The organism is Chryseobacterium camelliae (assembly GCF_002770595.1).
Taxonomy (GTDB): Bacteria; Bacteroidota; Bacteroidia; order Flavobacteriales; family Weeksellaceae; genus Chryseobacterium; species Chryseobacterium camelliae.
Genome location: NZ_CP022986.1, coordinates 2676342 through 2694545, shown reverse-complemented (window position 1 = coordinate 2694545; position 18204 = coordinate 2676342). Strand labels below are relative to the sequence as shown.

At 43.4% G+C, this 18204-nt stretch carries 19 protein-coding genes; 12 read left to right on the top strand and 7 right to left on the bottom strand.

All coding sequences use genetic code 11. The features are described from left to right. The first annotated feature begins 59 nt into the window (after window positions 1-59). Window positions 60-1124: a thiamine-phosphate kinase gene (thiL, locus tag CGB83_RS12415; RefSeq protein ID WP_100076069.1), complete on the top strand. Its 1065-nt coding sequence runs from the start codon at window positions 60-62 to the stop codon at window positions 1122-1124. An 85-nt stretch (window positions 1125-1209) separates the two neighbouring features. Beyond that, complete coding sequence (locus CGB83_RS12410) at window positions 1210-1572, top strand: hypothetical protein (RefSeq protein ID WP_100076068.1); 363 nt, start codon at window positions 1210-1212, stop codon at window positions 1570-1572. A 47-nt stretch (window positions 1573-1619) separates the two neighbouring features. Here CGB83_RS12410 and pepT read toward each other — a convergent pair whose 3' ends face one another. Beyond that, a complete protein-coding gene (pepT, locus tag CGB83_RS12405; RefSeq protein ID WP_100076067.1) occupies window positions 1620-2867 on the bottom strand; it encodes a peptidase T in 1248 nt (415 codons plus the stop codon). A 186-nt stretch (window positions 2868-3053) separates the two neighbouring features. On the opposite strand from pepT, the gene CGB83_RS12400 reads away from it, so the two are divergent. Together CGB83_RS12400 and CGB83_RS12395 are read left to right on the top strand one after the other, a co-directional pair. After that, window positions 3054-3902: a hydroxymethylglutaryl-CoA lyase gene (locus CGB83_RS12400; protein WP_100076066.1), complete on the top strand. Its 849-nt coding sequence runs from the start codon at window positions 3054-3056 to the stop codon at window positions 3900-3902. A gap of 83 nt (window positions 3903-3985) precedes the next feature. Further along, window positions 3986-4822 (top strand): sulfurtransferase, encoded by an 837-nt coding sequence (locus tag CGB83_RS12395; RefSeq protein WP_100076065.1) that lies wholly within the window; start codon window positions 3986-3988, stop codon window positions 4820-4822. Window positions 4823-4884: 62 nt separating this feature from the next. On the opposite strand, the gene CGB83_RS12390 is transcribed toward CGB83_RS12395, so the two are convergent. Genes CGB83_RS12390 through CGB83_RS12375 form a run of 4 tightly spaced genes read right to left on the bottom strand, consistent with a single transcriptional unit; the run spans window position 4885 to window position 6785 of the window. Next, the gene (locus CGB83_RS12390; protein WP_100076064.1) at window positions 4885-5211 is read right to left on the bottom strand and encodes an SUF system Fe-S cluster assembly protein; all 327 of its coding nucleotides are present in this window, start codon (window positions 5209-5211) and stop codon (window positions 4885-4887) included. A gap of 1 nt (window position 5212) precedes the next feature. After that, window positions 5213-5917, bottom strand: a complete 705-nt coding sequence (locus CGB83_RS12385) for a ribonuclease H-like domain-containing protein (RefSeq protein ID WP_100076063.1) — start codon at window positions 5915-5917, stop codon at window positions 5213-5215. 20 nt (window positions 5918-5937) lie between these two features. Then, window positions 5938-6285 carry a tRNA-binding protein gene (locus CGB83_RS12380; protein WP_100076062.1) on the bottom strand — a complete coding sequence of 116 codons (348 nt, stop codon included), beginning with the start codon at window positions 6283-6285 and terminating at the stop codon, window positions 5938-5940. Further along, complete coding sequence (locus tag CGB83_RS12375; protein ID WP_100076061.1) at window positions 6285-6785, bottom strand: hypothetical protein; 501 nt, start codon at window positions 6783-6785, stop codon at window positions 6285-6287. Before CGB83_RS12375 ends, CGB83_RS12380 begins: the two co-directional genes overlap by 1 nt. A gap of 400 nt (window positions 6786-7185) precedes the next feature. Between CGB83_RS12375 and CGB83_RS12370 the strand changes: the two genes are divergently transcribed. From CGB83_RS12370 to CGB83_RS12360, 3 genes are all read left to right on the top strand, one after another. Further along, on the top strand, window positions 7186-7407 hold the full coding sequence (locus CGB83_RS12370; RefSeq protein WP_100076060.1) for a hypothetical protein: 222 nt from the start codon (window positions 7186-7188) through the stop codon (window positions 7405-7407). A gap of 178 nt (window positions 7408-7585) precedes the next feature. Next, window positions 7586-9118, top strand: coding sequence for a YifB family Mg chelatase-like AAA ATPase (locus CGB83_RS12365; protein ID WP_100076059.1), 1533 nt, complete (start codon window positions 7586-7588; stop codon window positions 9116-9118). Window positions 9119-9247: 129 nt separating this feature from the next. Continuing rightward, entirely contained in the window at window positions 9248-10864 is a 1617-nt protein-coding gene (locus tag CGB83_RS12360; protein ID WP_100076058.1) for an AMP-binding protein, read from the top strand. 69 nt (window positions 10865-10933) lie between these two features. Here CGB83_RS12360 and CGB83_RS12355 read toward each other — a convergent pair whose 3' ends face one another. Together CGB83_RS12355 and CGB83_RS12350 are read right to left on the bottom strand one after the other, a co-directional pair. Continuing rightward, a complete protein-coding gene (locus CGB83_RS12355) occupies window positions 10934-11410 on the bottom strand; it encodes a YdeI/OmpD-associated family protein (protein WP_100076057.1) in 477 nt (158 codons plus the stop codon). Between the two features lie 73 nt (window positions 11411-11483). Further along, window positions 11484-13691 carry a S46 family peptidase gene (locus CGB83_RS12350; protein WP_100076056.1) on the bottom strand — a complete coding sequence of 736 codons (2208 nt, stop codon included), beginning with the start codon at window positions 13689-13691 and terminating at the stop codon, window positions 11484-11486. 86 nt (window positions 13692-13777) lie between these two features. On the opposite strand from CGB83_RS12350, the gene CGB83_RS12345 reads away from it, so the two are divergent. The 5 genes from CGB83_RS12345 to CGB83_RS12325 all read left to right on the top strand — a co-directional run bounded on the left by CGB83_RS12345 (window position 13778) and on the right by CGB83_RS12325 (window position 18204). Further along, window positions 13778-14212 (top strand): META domain-containing protein, encoded by a 435-nt coding sequence (locus CGB83_RS12345; protein WP_228419913.1) that lies wholly within the window; start codon window positions 13778-13780, stop codon window positions 14210-14212. Between the two features lie 127 nt (window positions 14213-14339). After that, on the top strand, window positions 14340-15566 hold the full coding sequence (gene hflX / locus CGB83_RS12340; RefSeq protein WP_100076055.1) for a GTPase HflX: 1227 nt from the start codon (window positions 14340-14342) through the stop codon (window positions 15564-15566). Next, a complete protein-coding gene (locus CGB83_RS12335) occupies window positions 15563-16192 on the top strand; it encodes a DUF4919 domain-containing protein (protein ID WP_100076054.1) in 630 nt (209 codons plus the stop codon). The genes hflX and CGB83_RS12335 overlap by 4 nt, the downstream gene beginning before the upstream one ends. 12 nt (window positions 16193-16204) lie before the next feature. After that, window positions 16205-17485 carry a cation:proton antiporter gene (locus CGB83_RS12330; RefSeq protein WP_100076053.1) on the top strand — a complete coding sequence of 427 codons (1281 nt, stop codon included), beginning with the start codon at window positions 16205-16207 and terminating at the stop codon, window positions 17483-17485. Next, window positions 17485-18204 carry a DNA alkylation repair protein gene (locus CGB83_RS12325; RefSeq protein WP_100076052.1) on the top strand — a complete coding sequence of 240 codons (720 nt, stop codon included), beginning with the start codon at window positions 17485-17487 and terminating at the stop codon, window positions 18202-18204. The genes CGB83_RS12330 and CGB83_RS12325 overlap by 1 nt, the downstream gene beginning before the upstream one ends.

The window sequence follows — 18204 nt, the reverse complement described above, 5'->3', positions numbered from 1 at the left end:
TGAATCAAACCGCAATAAAAATTACTTATTGCTCATTCCTATTACTTATAAATAAACATATGTTTGAAGATAAAGATCCTGAACTGACACCGATTTCCAAATTAGGCGAATTCGGCCTTATTAAACATTTAACACAATATTTCCCTTTATCCAACGAGTCTTCCGAGCTTGGCGTGGGAGATGATGCCGCGATTGTTAATCCGGGCACAAAGAAAGTAGTCCTTACCACAGATATGCTTGCAGAAGGCATTCATTTTAATCTGGGGTATGTTCCGCTGAAGCATTTGGGTTATAAGGCAGTAGTGGTCAACCTCAGCGATATTGCTGCAATGAATGCAACGCCTGCACAGATCCTGGTTTCCCTTGCTGTTTCCAACCGTTTCCCGGTAGAAGCGCTGGAAGAAATATACGCCGGAATCCAGGCGGCCTGCGGAAGATATAAGGTGGACCTGATCGGCGGCGATACGACGAGTTCCAGTGCAGGGCTTGTGATGAGTATTACGGCAGTCGGAATTGAGAACGAAGAAAAGATTGTCAGAAGAAGCACTGCAAAGCCCAATGACCTGCTGGTGGTGACCGGAGACTTAGGAGGCGCCTATATGGGGCTGCAAATCCTGGAGCGGGAACATGCCGTGTACCTGGCTGATCCCAATATGCAGCCTGAAATGGAAGGGTATGACTATATTCTTGAACGCCAGCTGAAGCCGGAAGCCAGGACAGATGTCAAAGGAATCCTGGAGCAGCTGGATATCCTGCCGACTTCCATGATTGATGTGTCTGACGGCCTGGCTTCGGAGATTTTGCACCTTTCAGATCAGTCGGGAGTAGGGTTCAGGCTGTATGAGGAAAAAATCCCGATGGATAACCTCACGATTACCACAGCAGATGAATTTAACCTAAACCCCGTGATGGCCGCCTTAAGCGGAGGTGAAGATTACGAACTGCTGTTTACCATTTCCGCAGCTGATTTTGACAAGATTAAAAACCATCCGGATTTTACCATCATCGGCCACGCTGTTGAGAAAGAAGAAGGAAACTTCATGGTAGCACGGGGATCCAACCAATTGGTCGCACTGACAGCGCAGGGTTGGGATGCTTTTCTGGGAAACCGGCAGGAGCAGTAATTATTTAATGGTATCTGACGTTCTGGATGTTGTCTGATTTTAAAAGAGGATAAATATGTAAACGCTTTTAAAGTTATTTTTGACTATGGATAAAAAAGGACTGCCGCCAAAAGCCAAGCCCACACTAAAGGAATATCTTCAAGTTGCCTTGGTAATGACAATCATCGTAGGGTCAGTGGCACTTACGGTCCGGTATCTGACGTTGAAAAAAATTGAAGAGGTCAATGAAATCAACAAAGATTACAGCCTGACAGAAGGGATGATCACAGAAATGGGGTATAATCCCAGAAAACATATCAGAGTACAATTTGTCGTAAAAGGAGTTACGATTAAAGGCATTGAATGGGTAAGAGGCTTCAGAAATAAAAAATTAGGAGATTCTATCGGGATTAAATATTCCAACAAAGATCCTGAACATTTTATAACAGAACTGCACATAAAATATTAAGAAAGCCGGCTCACCGAGCCGGCTTTCTGTTTTATAGAGGGAACGCTTTATGCTTTCACGATATTCACAATCACTTCCATTGCTTTTTCCATGCTTTCAAGCGCTACATACTCATACGGTCCGTGGAAATTGATCCCGCCGGCAAAAATATTCGGGCAGGGCAGTCCCATATAGGATAGCTGAGCGCCATCGGTTCCGCCTCTGATCGCTTTAATCTTAGGCTCGATACCCGCTTCTTTCATAGCAGCTGCAGCCAGGTCAATGATGTGCATCTTTCCTTCAAACTGCTGCTTCATGTTCCGGTACTGCTCCTTAATCTCAATTTCAGCTGTTCCTGCACCATGTTTCTGGTTGAATTCAGCCACTTTCTCTTCCATGAATTTCTTCCTGGCCTCAAATTTTTCCTCGTTATGATCACGGATGATGTACTGTAGCTTAGCCTCAGAAATATCTGCATTCAGGTCCATCAGGTGATAAAATCCGTCAAAACCTTTGGTGGTGGCAGGCGTTTCATTGGCAGGAAGCGTCTGGGCGAATTCAGAAGCCAGCAGTGCGGCATTCACCATCTTTCCGTATGCATATCCCGGGTGCACGCTCAGTCCGTGGATCTTAACAACAGCACCGGCGGCGTTGAAGTTTTCATATTCCAATTCTCCAACTTCGCCTCCGTCCATCGTATACGCAAATTCTGCCCCGAATTTCGCGACATCAAATTTATGGGCTCCTCTTCCTATTTCTTCATCAGGAGTAAATCCTACAGCGACCCTTCCGTGCTTGATTTCAGGATGGGCGATCAGATATTCCGCAGCCGTAACGATTTCTGCACAGCCTGCTTTGTCGTCAGCACCTAAAAGAGTGTTTCCGTCCGTAGTAATTAAAGTCTGCCCGGTATATTTTCTTAAGCTTTCAAATTTTGACGGTGATAATGTAAATCCGGTAGTCTGGTTAAGGACCAGGTCATTGCCGTCATAATTCTCCCAAACCTGAGGATTAACGTTTTCCCCGCTGAAATCCGGTGATGTATCATAATGGGAGATAAAGCCGATGGTTGGCTTCTGGTCATTTTCAAGATTAGAAGGAACATAGCCCATAATATAGCCGTTATCATCTATGGAAACATCTTCCAGGCCGATGGTTTTCAGTTCTTCTACAATATATTTGGCAATATTCCACTGTTGCGGGGTAGAAGGGGTTGCTTCACTTTCTGCATCACTGGTTGAATATATCTTTACATAACTTAAAAAACGGTTCAGTAACTTTTCTTTCCACAAAGGGTTGAATTCTATTGTACTCATCTGATGGTATAAATTTCAGCAAAGTTAGCAAATTTGATTTTCAGAATGCATTATATGAAGCACAAGCTCAGGGCCTGAAATGAAATGTTTGTTTTAAAAAGCTCTCAATCAGCATTTTGTAATTCTTGGCTCTGTCATGGCTGTTGTGGTTTAGTTTTATTATATTTGAAAAAATCAAAAGTAAAAATGTTTCTTACCGAATGTCCGCGAGATGCCATGCAGGGTTGGGGAAAATTTATTCCTACACACCAAAAGATAGATTACATTAATTCTTTAATGGAAGTAGGCTTTGACGTGCTGGACTGCCTGAGCTTCGTCTCCCCGAAAGCGATTCCCCAGATGGCCGATTCCCACGAAGTGGCTGAAAATATAGACAAGTCATTATCCAACACTAAAATTTCCGCGATCATCGGAAACTACCGGGGAGCGGAAAAAGCACTGAAACATCCTTCGGTGGATATCCTGGGGTTCCCGTTTTCCATATCCGAAACCTTTCAGCACCGGAATACCAATAAAAGCCAGGAAGAAGCCTTCAATGACATCATCAGGATGCTGGAGCTGGTAAAAACAGAAGGAAAGCAGCTGAACATTTATTTTTCCATGGCCTTCGGAAACCCGTACGGCGAAATGTGGAAATGGGAAGATGTGGATTTCTGGGCACAGCGTTTTTCAGAGATCGGAGTCAAAGATATTTTGCTGTCTGATACTACAGGAGTTGCGACACCGCAGACCATTACGCTCCTGTTTGAAAAAATCCCGGCCCAATACCCGGAGATTAACTTCGGAGGGCATTTCCATAACCGGTATGAAGATTCGTATTCCAAATTAAAAGCGGCATACGACCAGGGATGCAGGAGGTTTGATAGTGCCATCAAAGGAATCGGCGGCTGTCCGATGGCCAAAGATGACCTGGTAGGAAATATGCCTACCGAACAGGTGATCAATTTTATGAGCGTGGAAAAAGCGGACCATAAACTGAACCTGCTGAACTTTGAAAGTTCTTACAACAAGGCTAAGGATATTTTTAATTTTTAAAGGATATCTTGAACGCTTACGATTAATTTCAGGTAAGAGTTACGTATTGAAAACTGGTTTATTTTAAAACAAAATTCGACACTATGGATCCTGTTATTTCACCTTCCGAACTGAAAAATATTCCGTCCGAAAACCTCATCATCCTTGATGCAAGAGCAGGGAAAGACAGCTATGAGCATTATTTGGACAAACATATTAAAGGAGCACGGTTCATAGATCTGGACCGGGACCTGGCGCAGATAGGAAAGGATGCAGCCTTCGGAGGAAGGCATCCGCTTCCAGATATCGAAAAATTCGCTGAGACCCTATCCCGCCTTGGGATCGATGAAGGGGCGCACATCGTCGTATACGATGATAAGAGCGGGGCTAATGCAGCAGCGAGAGCCTGGTGGATGCTTAAAGCTTTTGGGTTTGACCATGTGCGTGTTCTGGATGGAGGATTTCAGCATGCTGAAAGAGAAGGATTGGAATTTTCATCAGGTGAAGAAGTTTTTGATAAAACTGATGTCATCAGAAAAGAAGGTTGGCTTCTTCCTGTATCATCGCTGGAAACTGTTGAAAATGAATTAGTAAACCATTCTTCTATTGTTGTTGATGTACGGGATGCCTACCGGTACAGAGGAGAATCTGAGCCTATTGATTTAATTGCCGGACACATTCCAGGCGCTATCAATATTCCTTTTTCTGAAAACCTAGATGAAAACGGGCATTTCCTGAAGCCGGAGGTGCTGAGAGAAAAATACAGGGATCTTTTACAGGGAAAACCGGAACACCTGATCATTCATTGTGGTTCAGGAGTCACCGCCTGCCACACTATTTTAGCTTTGGAGCACGCAGGATTTAATACGCCTTCGCTCTATGTAGGCTCCTGGAGTGAGTGGAGCAGGAGGGAAGGAAAAGAGATTGCAAAAGAGGTTTAAAATACCGGATACAGTAAAGGCTGCCAGTTCTGGCAGCCTTATTTTATTTTGCATTTTATCTGTTAAAGCATTCCAAGTTCAAATTTTGCTTCCTCACTCATCATGTCTTTATTCCAGCTGGGTTCAAACGTAAGCTCGAGGTCCACGCTGTTCACATCTTCCACTTCTGCCACCTTATCTTTCACTTCCTGAGGCAGGGTCTCTGCTACCGGACAGTTAGGCGTGGTAAGGGTCATGATGATTTTAACATCGCCGTCATCGGAAATCTGTACGTCATAAACGAGTCCCAGTTCATAGATGTCTACCGGAATTTCGGGGTCATATACGGTTTTAAGCACTCTGATGATGTTTTCACCAATATCAGCAATCTGATCGTCTGTAAATTTCATTTTAGTCTAAATTGATGTACCTTTTCAATAAATCTTCCTGGCGCATGCGCCGGAAAACGTTGGCCAAAGTTAAGACATCTTTTTCACAATAGTCCACTATTCGCTGCAAGTCTTTCTCTATGTAGTAAATTGATGAAACCATTGATCCGTCGATGTCATCTTTTGGCGTCGGGATTCCGAAGACGTGCGCCAGCAATTCCAGGGAAACAAATGTCTTATAATCTCCGAATTTCCAGAGTTCCATCGTATCAATATGCGGGATCTCCCAGGGTTTTTTGCCGAACATCTGAAACGGTACCGGCGGCATCAGGCCATTGATCAGGAACCTTCTGGCAATCCAGGGAAAATCGAATTCCTTACCGTTATGGGCACATAGTATAACGTCCCTGAGCCTGGGGCTGTTGAAGATCTCGCCGAATTCAAGCAGCATTTTCTTTTCATCGTGGCCTGAAAAACTTTTGATTTTCAGGGTATCGTTTTTTTCAAGCATTCCGATCGTAATGCAGATAATCTTTCCGAATTCTGCCATAATTCCGCCCCGTTCCACATAAAAATCACCGGCTTCAACGTCCTCCTTACGCTGGAACCTTGTCTTTTTGTCCCAGAGCATCTGTTCCGCCTCCGTAAGGTCTTCCCATAACGCTGCTCCCGGAACGGTCTCAATATCAAGGAATAAAACTTTATCTAAAGGAATGTGCTGTATCATATATTTGGTGTTATATCTGGTTAGCCTACCCGCAGACCATTCTTAACAGGTAATGAAGGAGTAAGAAGGGTAACGTCTTTGGTATCTTCTCCATAGATGCCCAGGACCAGGCACTCACTTAAAAAATTGGCAATCTGTTTTTTAGGAAAATTAACTACAGCTAAGATTTGTTTCCCGATCAGGTCTTCCTTGCTGTATAATGCGGTGATCTGAGCAGAGGATTTCTTAATGCCTAATGCCCCGAAATCAATTTCCAGTTTATAGGAAGGATTTCGGGCCTTCTCAAAGTCCTGAACGGACAGAACAGTTCCCGTCCTGATGTCGATCTTTTCAAAATCTTCCCACGATATTTCAGGTTTTATCATCATCAATATATTAAATGTTCTATTTCAGCCTTCTGTACGGCATACTTCTGTTGAAGTTCAGAGCCTTCGCCCATTCTTTTGTAATATTCCAGCGCTTTATTGCCAAAAAACTTCTTATGATAATCCGAGACCTCAGGGATCAGGGGGAAAACCCGGTGAAAAAGCATTTCATAATAGGCCTGGAATTCCCGTTCATTTTTATCCTCTACCACATTACCGGGCGCTTTCTGCCTTACATGAAGCATTTCATGTGCGATCATATTAAGGACGAGATTAAGATCGAAGTTAAACAGGTTCCTGGGAATCATCACCTTCTGAGGTTTTCCCAGCTGGCCTTCCGCAGTCAGCAGTAAAGAATTGGGTGATAACTCTTCCCTGAACCCGAACCCGGCAAAGTTCTCATGCTCTAATTGAAAGGAGCGGATCAGGTATTCCGCAGCCTCCTTAATCTGATGATGCTTTTTATAAGCATCGAGATGAAGATGGATCTGCTCAAAGTTCATTGTACCGTTTTAACAAATGTATTAAAAATGCCTGAATGCCAAGAATGATTGAGGGCAAAATTTACTAAGGCAGATCATAAAATACTTTTATGATGCTTTTTGTTAAATTTTAAAATAATGAATAACACGTCAACTTTTGTCGTTGGCCGGTTTCATCTTTGCATCAAAGAAATCAGATGAAAATGTAAAAGACAACTCTTATAATAAACTATTAAAAAAAATTATACATTCTGTTGCAATTGCATGATGCTACTTTAATCCAGAGTTAATAAGGCATTGGTAGCTTAAGCATTATGATAAGCAAAGTCAATATTTAAAATTTTATTAAAAAATGATAAATATTGGTAAAATTGGTTAAAAAATTGCATAGCAATAGTATATAACAAGTAAATCAACAGCTATGAACATTTCTTACTACGACTTTCAGAACTTACCGGATCAGCAATCCAAATACAACTTTGTGATCAATCAGGGACGCATGATGAATGAAAAAACCATCAACAATTTAAAGTATGCCCTGTATGAGGTCTCCTGCTTTTCAGTGGAAATTATTTACAATACCGATAAAAATAAAGTGGCAGGGATGAATGTCTTTCAGAACAGATCGGTTTATGCCAATTGATTAACATTCCAGGATTAGCTGTTTAATACAATATATCGGTTACACGTCATAAAAGCCGTCTCGCTTGCGAGGCGGCTTTTATGATTCTATAAGATTTTAGAAGCGATATGATAAGAATAGGTAGGGATCACTTTGATATCATTGGTTTTCTTATTACATTTACCATAAAACACATTGTATGCTGATCAAAATTTACGGAAGTGCCATTCATGGCGTCGCTGCGCAGACCATTACCATAGAAGTTAATGTGGATACAGGAGTAGGATACCATCTTGTCGGGCTCCCTGATAATGCCATCAAAGAAAGCAGCTACCGCATTTCTGCCGCCCTCAAAAATGTGGGGTATAAAATCCCGGGTAAAAAAATCACGATCAATATGGCTCCTGCCGATCTCAGGAAGGAAGGTTCCGCTTATGACCTCAGTATTGCCGTGGGCATTCTTGCGGCATCCGATCAGATCCTTGCAGACCGTGTTCAGGAATACATCATTATGGGCGAGCTTTCACTGGACGGGACACTCCAGCCCATCAAAGGAGTGTTGCCGATTGCCATTCAGGCAAAGGAAGAAGGCTTTAAAGGGATCATCCTTCCAAAACAGAATACCCGGGAAGCAGCAATCGTCAGTGACATAGAAGTTCTGGGAGCAGAAAATATCAAAGAGGTGATCGACTTCTTTAACGAAGGCAAACCGATAGAGCAGACCGTGCTTGATACCCGCAAGGAATTCCAGGAAAAAATAAACAGCTTTCCGTTTGACTTTTCAGAAGTAAAAGGTCAGGAAACCGCTAAAAGAGCGATGGAAGTAGCCGCGGCCGGAGGGCATAACATCATCCTGATCGGCCCTCCCGGAAGCGGGAAAACCATGTTAGCCAAAAGGCTGCCCAGTATTTTACCGCCGTTGACGCTTAAGGAGGCCCTGGAAACGACAAAGATCCATTCGGTAGCCGGAAAGATGGGGACTGAGACTTCACTGATGACCATCCGCCCGTTCCGTGCCCCGCACCATACCATTTCAGATGTGGCCCTCGTGGGCGGTGGCGGCTATCCGCAGCCGGGAGAAATTTCACTGGCACATAACGGAGTCCTTTTCCTGGATGAAATGCCGGAGTTTAAACGAACGGTGCTGGAAGTCATGAGGCAGCCGCTGGAAGACCGCGAAGTCACGATTTCAAGGGCGAAATTTACGGTAAATTATCCGGCCAGCTTTATGCTGGTGGCTTCTATGAATCCAAGCCCGAGCGGGTATTTCCCTGATGATCCCAACAATACCTCGTCTACTTATGAGATGCAGCGCTATATGAATAAGCTTTCCGGTCCGTTGCTCGACCGTATTGACATCCATGTCGAGGTGCAGAAAGTAGAGTTTGAACAGCTGGCTGAACGGAGGAAAGGCGAGAACAGTGAAAATATCCGGCAGCGTGTCCTTCAGGCCCGCGGAATACAGCATGAACGGTATAAGGATTTAAAGATCAGCTATAATGCCCAGATGGGCCCTAAAGAAATCGAGCGCTTCTGCGAGCTGGATGAAACTTCTTTCAGCCTGATCAAAACAGCAATGGAAAAGCTGAACCTATCGGCAAGGGCTTATGACAGGATCCTCAAAGTAGCCCGGACCATTGCCGACCTGGAAGCCTCTGACCGTATTTTATCCTACCATATTTCTGAAGCCATACAATACAGGAGCCTGGACAGGGATTTTTGGAATGTATGATAACGTGATTTTTAAGTAGTAACCAGAAAAAGAACTTAATCCGATGAAATCAGGCCTTAGTCTCTGAAAATATCCATAATTTTATATCTGCTTTCATCTGAAAAGCGGGTTTAATTTAAAAAAATCAAGATGAACAATACACTTTCTTACGTACACGGAGCATCCGATATTCCACTTTTAGGAGAGACCATCGGCGAAAACCTGAAGCGGACGGCAGAAAGGTTTCCTGATCAGGAAGCTTTGGTATGCAGCCACCAGGATTACAGGGCCACGTACAGCCAGTTTTATCAGCAGGTGAGAAAGGTTTCCAAAGCGCTGATCCATTTAGGCGTACAAGCAGGAGACAGGGTAGGAGTCTGGTCCCCGAATACCTATCAATGGGTGCTGCTGCAATATGCAACGGCAAATATCGGGGTGATCCTGGTTAACATCAATCCTGCCTACAGGACCAGCGAGCTGATCTTTGTGCTGAACCAGTCTGAAATTTCCCATCTGTTTTCTGCGCTTGAATTCAAGTCCAGCAACTATAAAAAAATGATAGAGGATGCACGGGAATTTGCCACTGTTCTTAAGAATGAAATCTTCTGGGACGAAAGCTGGGACCGTTTCCTGAATGGTGCAGACTTTGTTTCTGATGAACAGCTGCAAGACTGGGAGGACACGGTTCAGTTTGATGACCCGGTAAATATCCAGTATACTTCCGGGACTACCGGTTTCCCTAAAGGCGTAACCCTTTCACACCACAATATTCTCAATAACGGATACTTCATCGGCATCCGGCTTCATTATTCCGAACACGACAGGGTATGTATTCCCGTTCCTTTTTTCCACTGTTTCGGAATGGTGATCGGAAACCTGGCCTGTACTTCCCACGGTGCCACTATGGTAATTCCGAACGACAGTTTCGATCCCGTAAAAACATTACAGGTGGTGGAAAAGGAAAAATGTACTTCCCTGTATGGTGTTCCGACCATGTTTATCACTATGCTGAATGAAATGCTGTCACAGGATTTTAACATGCAGTCTTTAAGGACGGGAGTTATGGCCGGTTCGGTCTGTCCGCCTGAGATCATGAAAAAGGTAGGAAGCCTGATGAATATGAAGGAAGTTACGATCTGCTACGGAATGACTGAAACCTCGCCCGTATCTACCCAGACCAGGATCGGGACACCCTTCGATAAACAGGTGAATTCTGTAGGAACCGTTCAGGACCATATTGAAATTAAAATCATCAATCCTGAAACCGGAGCCGTAGTTAAGCGGGGAGAACACGGCGAATTATGTACCCGCGGATATTCCGTTATGCTGAAATACTGGAATAATCCTGATGCGACCCGTCAGGTCCTGGATGAACAGCGATGGATGCATACCGGTGATCTGGCCATGATGGATGAGGAAGGCTACATTAATATTTCCGGAAGGATTAAAGACCTCATCATCCGCGGCGGAGAGAATATTTCGCCCAAGGAAATCGAAGACTTCCTGTATCAGTATCCCAATATACTGGATGCCCAGGTGATCGGGGTTCCGAGTGAAAAATTCGGCGAAGAGGTTATGGCCTGGATTAAAGTGCGTGAAGGGTATACCATTACAGAAGAAGAACTGACGGGTTTCTGCAGAGAACGGATTGCGCATTACAAGGTACCGAAATACTGGAAATTTGTAGATGAATTCCCGATGACCATCTCTGGGAAAATCCGGAAAGTGGAAATGCGGGAAATTTCGGTTAAAGAATTGGGGCTTTGATGTGTTATTATCGCAAGATGGTGTTTAGCTTACAGCTTATCGGGCTGAAATAGAAATGATTGTTATTAATCAGATTCCCTTTTTCCCTTCCAGGATCATTTCAATCATTTTAAGCATCCTTCTTTCTCTGGTTTCAGCTTTCTTGGCTTCCTCGATCCAGCGGATGTATTCTTTCCTGTGCGTATAGCTCATCGCTTCAAATAAAGCTTTTGCTTTGAGATTTTCATTCAGTACGGCAGCAATGTCTTCTGAAATAGACACTGTTCTTTCCTCAGTATCTTCGGTGATTGAAACAGAAACCTCATCCCCGAATGTTTTCCCGAGCTGTTTCCTGATCTCCTGGGTGAGGCCGAGAAGGTGATGATCAGACTTCATTTTGGAGAGGCTGCCGCGGTATTCTGTATGACCATCAAAGACTGCCCTGATTTTTACCTGTCCTTTTCTTCCGAACAGTTCCTGCACAGAAAACGGAAATTCAACATAGGCAGCGTTCATATTGCCGTGCTGCTGAATGATGACTGTAAAATGGATGGGCTGTGTTTCCATAAGATATTCGTCTTGTCAAAATAAAAAAAACCGTGAAAGATATTCACGGTTTTCTATCTATATTAAAAAAGAATTATTTCTTCTTTTTACCTGTTGTTGTTTTACGTTCAGCCTTAGGAGCTTTGGTTTTCGTATCGGCAGGCGTGTTTTCACCTCTTACCAGTTGAAGCTCGTCAATCAGTCTTCTGGCACCGGCATATTTGTCGATGGTCCAAAGAACAAAACGAACGTCTACGTTGATGGTTTTCTGCCATTCCGGTTCGAAAACGATATCCCCGCTCAATGCTTCGCTGTTTCCGTCAAAGGCAATACCGATCAGGTTTCCGTCTCCGTCAATTACCGGAGAACCTGAGTTTCCTCCTGTAATATCGTTGTTGGAAAGGAAGTTTACCGGCATGTATCCTGCCGCATCAGCATATTGTCCGAAATCTTTCATATTGTAAAGGTCGATCACACGCTGAGGAAGGTCAAACTCTTCATCTCCTTTTTTGTATTTGCCTACAAGACCGGTCATATCCGTATAATAATTATCCGTAACACCGAAATAATTTCTGTCGCTTCGGATCGGCAATTTGTCTACCGTTCCATAAGTCAGCCTCATCGTAGAGTTGGCGTCCGGATAGAATTTCTTGTCCGGCATCGATTTCATCAGTCCGGCTAAGAACAGACGGTTATTTTTAGCGAAGTTATCGTCTATTTTAGAGTATTTCTCGGCAGCCAGCTTCTGGTCTTCCACCAATCCTTTGGCGATCTTCCAAAGCGGATCTGCGTCCAGCTTCAGACGGTCCGGATTCAGGATGAAATTCGTTGCCGAAGTCTTATTGGCAAAGATAGAAGAATAGGCTACGTTAGAAAGCGTTTTGGCATCCAGTGCCATAATTGCAGGAGAAGCCACATCTTTTTTCACCCTTGTCTGGTAAAGGTTTACCATAGAATTCAGCATTTCGCCCTCCAGCTGCGTATTGAAGTTTTCATACGCTGCTTTGATGGCGGCATCCACTTTCGGCTTCATGGCAAGTCTTCCCTGCATGTCCTGTGCTGCATAAGAATTCAGTACAGAACCTACCTGAAGGGCAAGGGTAATGTATTTCGCATTTCTAGACAGCTGGCTCATGTAGTTACGTTCCACATTTCTGTCTGATACCTGCTTGTAGTATATGGCAATATCATCAAGAACACCGTCATATTCGGTATTTCCCGGAAGGATAGACCATTTTCTGTAGATATCTTCAATTTTTTGCTTGTCGGTAATCGTTCCGTTTTTAATAACGGCATCAATCGTTCCCTGTCTGTTTTTCCAGTAATTGGCAACGGATGCATACTGGGAAGCATAGTTCAACTGAGTAGCTTTATCCTTATCCATGTATTTTTTCATGACATCCATAGCCAGTTTGGAAGCTTCCACCCATGCCGGATAGTCTTTATTAACCATCTGCTCGATTCCGTATGACGTCAGGTAACGGTTGGTTCTTCCCGGATATCCCAAGATCATAGAAAAATCACCGGGTTTGATTCCTTTCAGGGAAACCGGTAAGAAATGCTTAGGTTTTAAAGGAACATTCCCGGGAGCGAATTCCGCAGGATTTCCTGCTGCATCAGCATATACCCTGAAAACCGTGAAGTCAGCCGTATGTCTTGGCCATTCCCAGTTGTCCGTATCGCCTCCGAATTTTCCTAATGAAGATGGTGGTGCACCTACCAGCCTGATATCTTTATAATCCTGGTATACAAAATAATAAAACTCATTTCCGTTAAAGAAGTCTTTTACTACAACGGTATATTTTCCGTTTTCGGAATTCTCAGCCTGGATAGCCTTGCTTTCAGCATCAATAACCGCTTTTCTCTGTTCAGCAGTCATGGAGTTATTCAGCTTGGAATTGATTCTCTGGGTAGCATCGTCCATTCTTACCAGGAATCTTACATACAGGTCCTTGGCATTGAATTCGTCTTTCTGTTTCATGGCCCAGAAACCGTTTTTAAGATAATCTTTTTCCGGTGTGGAAGCTGCGGCTACCGCTCCGTAACCACAGTGGTGGTTGGTAAAAATAAGCCCCTGGCTGGAAACGATCTCCCCGGTACAGAATCCTCCGAAGCTTACGATAGCGTCTTTCAGGCTGGAATTGTTAACGGAATAAATTTCTTCAGGAGTCAGATGAAGACCTTCTTTTTGCATGTCAACACCATTAAGCCTTTTGATGAGCATCAGAAGCCACATCCCCTCGTCCGCTCTCATCTGAACAAAACTCAGCAGGAAAGTGAATAATAGAACTATTCTTTTCATTATATAAATTAATTTTTGTGTCGCTAATTTACTAATTTTTATGGGATTCAGTCCCGGGATGGTATAAAAATGGCACAATTACCACTATGAAAAAACTGATTTATATACTTTTTGTCATTTTTATGGCGGAATCAGCCATCTGCTGTGCTACGTCAACTACCGGGAAACCACAGATCCGCAGGGAATGGATGCTGGTTTCTTTTGGTACTTATTCCAAGGAAGAACTCATAAAAAACAAAGCCGCGATTAATCTTACTGCGCCGGAGGAGAACGGCAAAATACAGGGCGGCGCTTTTATGGGATGCAACAGGATGTTTTTTACAGCTGAATTCGGCAATCGAAACAGGCTTTCCATTTCTGAAGTGGGAGGCACCATGATGGCCTGTAATAATATGCAGCTGGAAACTTCTTTTGCTGCACATTTCAAAAAAATGAATCATTACAGGATGAAAGGCCATTACCTTATTCTATCAGATGAAAACGGCGACTCCATGAAATTCATTGCCGCGGATTGGGATTAAAAATAAACCATTATCTGCTATTTTACATAAACCATGATAAGGATAGGAAAAATATTTCAGAAGCACTTTTTTGGAATTTCCTCCTAAAAATAGTATCTTGTAAATCTCACAATACAGACAGAACTGAATGCTAGACAAGAAAGAACATAACTATGAGAAAGCGGTCTTGGTAGGATTGGTAACCAAAGACCAGGATGAAGAAAAGTTAAAGGAATATATGGATGAGCTGGAATTCCTGGCTTATACCGCAGGGGCTACCGTAGAAAAAAGGTTCACCCAGAAAATGTCCCAGCCGGATTCCAAAACATTTGTAGGAAGCGGAAAGGCAATGGAAATACGGGATTTTGTGAAAGAGCACGAAATCGGAACGGTGATTTTTGATGACGAGCTTTCCCCTTCCCAGCTGAAAAACCTTGAACGGGAACTTGAAGTGAAGATACTCGACCGGACCAATCTTATCCTTGATATTTTTGCCCAGAGAGCACAGACTTCTTACGCAAGAACCCAGGTGGAGCTTGCTCAGTATGAATATCTTTTACCGAGGTTGACCCGGATGTGGACCCATCTTGAGCGCCAGCGGGGAGGAATCGGGATGAGAGGACCCGGGGAAACAGAGATTGAAACCGACAGGCGTATCATCCGTGACAGGATCTCCTTACTGAAGGAAAAACTGAAAACCATTGATAAACAGATGGCAACCCAGAGAAATAACAGGGGCAAGATGGTCCGTGTATCGCTGGTGGGATATACCAACGTAGGAAAATCTACCCTGATGAACTCCCTGTCCAAATCCGAAGTATTCGCAGAAAATAAATTGTTTGCAACACTGGATACTACCGTAAGGAAAGTAGTCATCGGAAACCTTCCGTTTTTGCTGACAGATACCGTAGGGTTTATCCGTAAGCTTCCTACACAACTGGTAGAATCATTCAAGTCTACCCTGGATGAGGTAAGGGAAGCGGATCTCCTGATCCATGTAGTGGATATTTCGCATGAAAGCTTTGAAGACCACATTGATTCAGTGAACCAGATCCTTCAGGAGATTGATGCCCACAGGAAGCCGATGATCATGGTATTCAACAAGATCGATGATTTCAGCTACGAGAAAAAAGAAGAAGATGACCTTACGCCTTCAACGCGTAAGAACATTTCTCTTGAAGAATGGAAAAAGACTTGGATGGCCAAATCAAAATACCCTACCGTATTTATTTCGGCGTTAACGAAAGAGAACTTCCCGGAAATGAAAAAGATGATCTATGATGAGGTGATGAAAATACACATTTCGAGATTTCCATATAATGATTTCCTGTTTGAATATTTCGATAACGACGACGAAGAAAATAACGGTTCATGAAAAATTATTTCTTTTTCCTGCTGATCTTCTGGCCTGTTTTCGGCTTCAGCCAGAAACCGGCAATTGATTTAAAGGCAATCAGTAAAGACATGAAAGATTCAGCTTCTCCTTATTTCTACGAAAAGCTGATCTTTAAATACCGGGGCTTTACGAAATCCCTCGACAGCCTCGAGGCACAGCATCTGTACTATGGAAGGAATTTCAGCAAGGACAGGATTTCTACTGCGGATGAAAGGTTTGAGCAGCTTGCGCAGGCATTCAAAGATAAAAATTTTGATGAATGCATTCGCCAGGGCAAAATTCTGTATGATAAAGACCCGACCAACCTGGATGTCCTTCTCATCCTGCTGAGGGCCTACGATGCCAAGCAGGACAAAGAAAATTTTATTTACCACCTGAGCCAGCTACGGTCCTTGACCGGTGCTATCAGAAGTTCCGGAGACGGAAAATCTGAGAAGACAGCCTATCTGGTAAACTCAGTCGGGGATGAATACATCCTGCTGAATATGCTGAATATCGGTGAAGGCTATACTAAGGCTTCAAAATCCTCAAAAGACGGCATTATAGATCTTTGGGAGAAAGAAAACAATAAAATCTATATTAAAATACTTTATTTAAATTTATAAAAAACACATTTAGTGGAGTTATATTATTCATTTTCTGCCTTAATTGTACTGGCATCCATATTTGCTTACCTCAATTACAGGTTTTTAAAGCTTCCGAGCACCATCGGGATTATGGTTATTGCCATTGTTGTATCCATTTTTCTGGTCCTGTTCGGGGAAACGTTTCTGCCGAGAACATTCGGCCATCTTAATGACCTTATGAACAGCATTGATTTTACCGAAGTACTGATGGGAGCGATGCTTAACTTCCTTCTGTTTGCAGGGGGAATCCATATCAATATTGATGACCTCAAAGAGCAGTTCAGGCCTGTGGTTATTTTTTCTACCGCAGGAGTGGTCATTTCAACATTCGTAGTAGGTTTTGGGACCTATTATCTGTTGCCCCTGGTAGGGATTCAGCTGCCGTTGATTTATTGCCTTGTTTTTGGGGCTCTGATTTCGCCTACTGATCCTGTGGCGGTACTAAGTATCCTTAAACAGGCCAATGTTCCCAAATCCCTTGAAACCAAGGTTGCCGGAGAATCCCTGTTTAATGACGGTATGGCAGTTGTGGTATTTACGGTTATACTGCAGCTGGCTATCGGCCAGGAGGTTGACCTCAGCATTGAAAGTATTGGAATGCTCTTGTTGAAGGAAGCCGGCGGAGGGCTATTATTGGGGGTTGTGTTGGGATGGGTTACTTCCAGATTAATGCGTGAAGTAGACGATTATATCATTTCTGTCCTGGTTACTCTGTCCGTAGTGATGGGAGGATACCTTATTGCCAGGCAGATGCATATTTCCGGACCGCTGACCATGGTCGCTGCCGGGTTGTTTATGGGGAATTTCAATACCAAGTTCAATATGAAATCCATCACCCAGGATTACCTGATCAAGTTCTGGGAACTGATTGATGAAATCCTGAATGCCGTATTATTCCTGTTCATCGGGTTTGAGCTTTTGATGATCAAAGACCTGAAATATTTCATGATCCCAGGGATCATCTCTATTGTAGTGGTGCTTTTGGCAAGGTTTATTTCTATCTGGGTGCCTACCAAATTTATGTCTCTGAGAACAAGGTTTAATCCGCAAACGGTAAAAGTACTGGTATGGGGAGGAATACGCGGTGGGGTATCCATCGCCCTGGCTTTATCCATCCCTAAAAATGAATACAGCAATACTATATTGAGTATTACTTATTGTGTAGTGGTATTCTCTATTATCGTTCAGGGACTTACCATTGCAAAAGTGGCTAATCCCAAAAAGATCGTGAGCGAAGAAATAGAAGCGGTTATTTCAGATGAACATCAGTAATGGATTCAGCGGTTACTAATATCCGTGAAGCACTGGCTGCTCTGGCTGTACCCGGAAAAGCCGTGATCTCCCAAAAGTTTTTTAAAACAGGGAAAGGAGAGTATGGTGAAGGTGATATTTTTCTGGGAATATCGGTTCCGGATCAGAGAGCCGTAGCAAAAGCCTTTTATCCGGATGTCTCGTTGGGTGAAATCAGCCAGCTTCTTTCATCGGAATATCATGAACACAGGCTTACCGCTTTGTTTATCCTTGTGAACCGGTTTCAGAAATCTAAAATCCCATCAGAAAAAGAGGGTATAGCGAATTTTTATATGTCGCATCTGGCGTATATAAACAATTGGGACCTGGTGGATTCAAGTTCCTATCCGATTCTCGGCAGCTATGCATATGAATATGACAGAGCGGATCTGCTCCGGACATTAGCCCGTTCAGACCACATGTGGCATAAGCGCATTGGAATCGTAGCCACCTTATACTTTATTAGGAAGCATTCGTATGAACTGATGAAAGAGTTGGTTACTCACAACCTGAAATATCCGCATGACCTTATGCATAAAGCAAACGGCTGGATGTTGAGAGAAATGGGGAAAAAGGCTCCTGATGAACTGATCCGTTACCTTGATCAATATTACCTTGAAATGCCGAGGACCTGTCTCAGGTATGCCATTGAAAAACTGGACGAACCGCTGCGCCAGAAGTATTTAAAAGGAAAAATATAA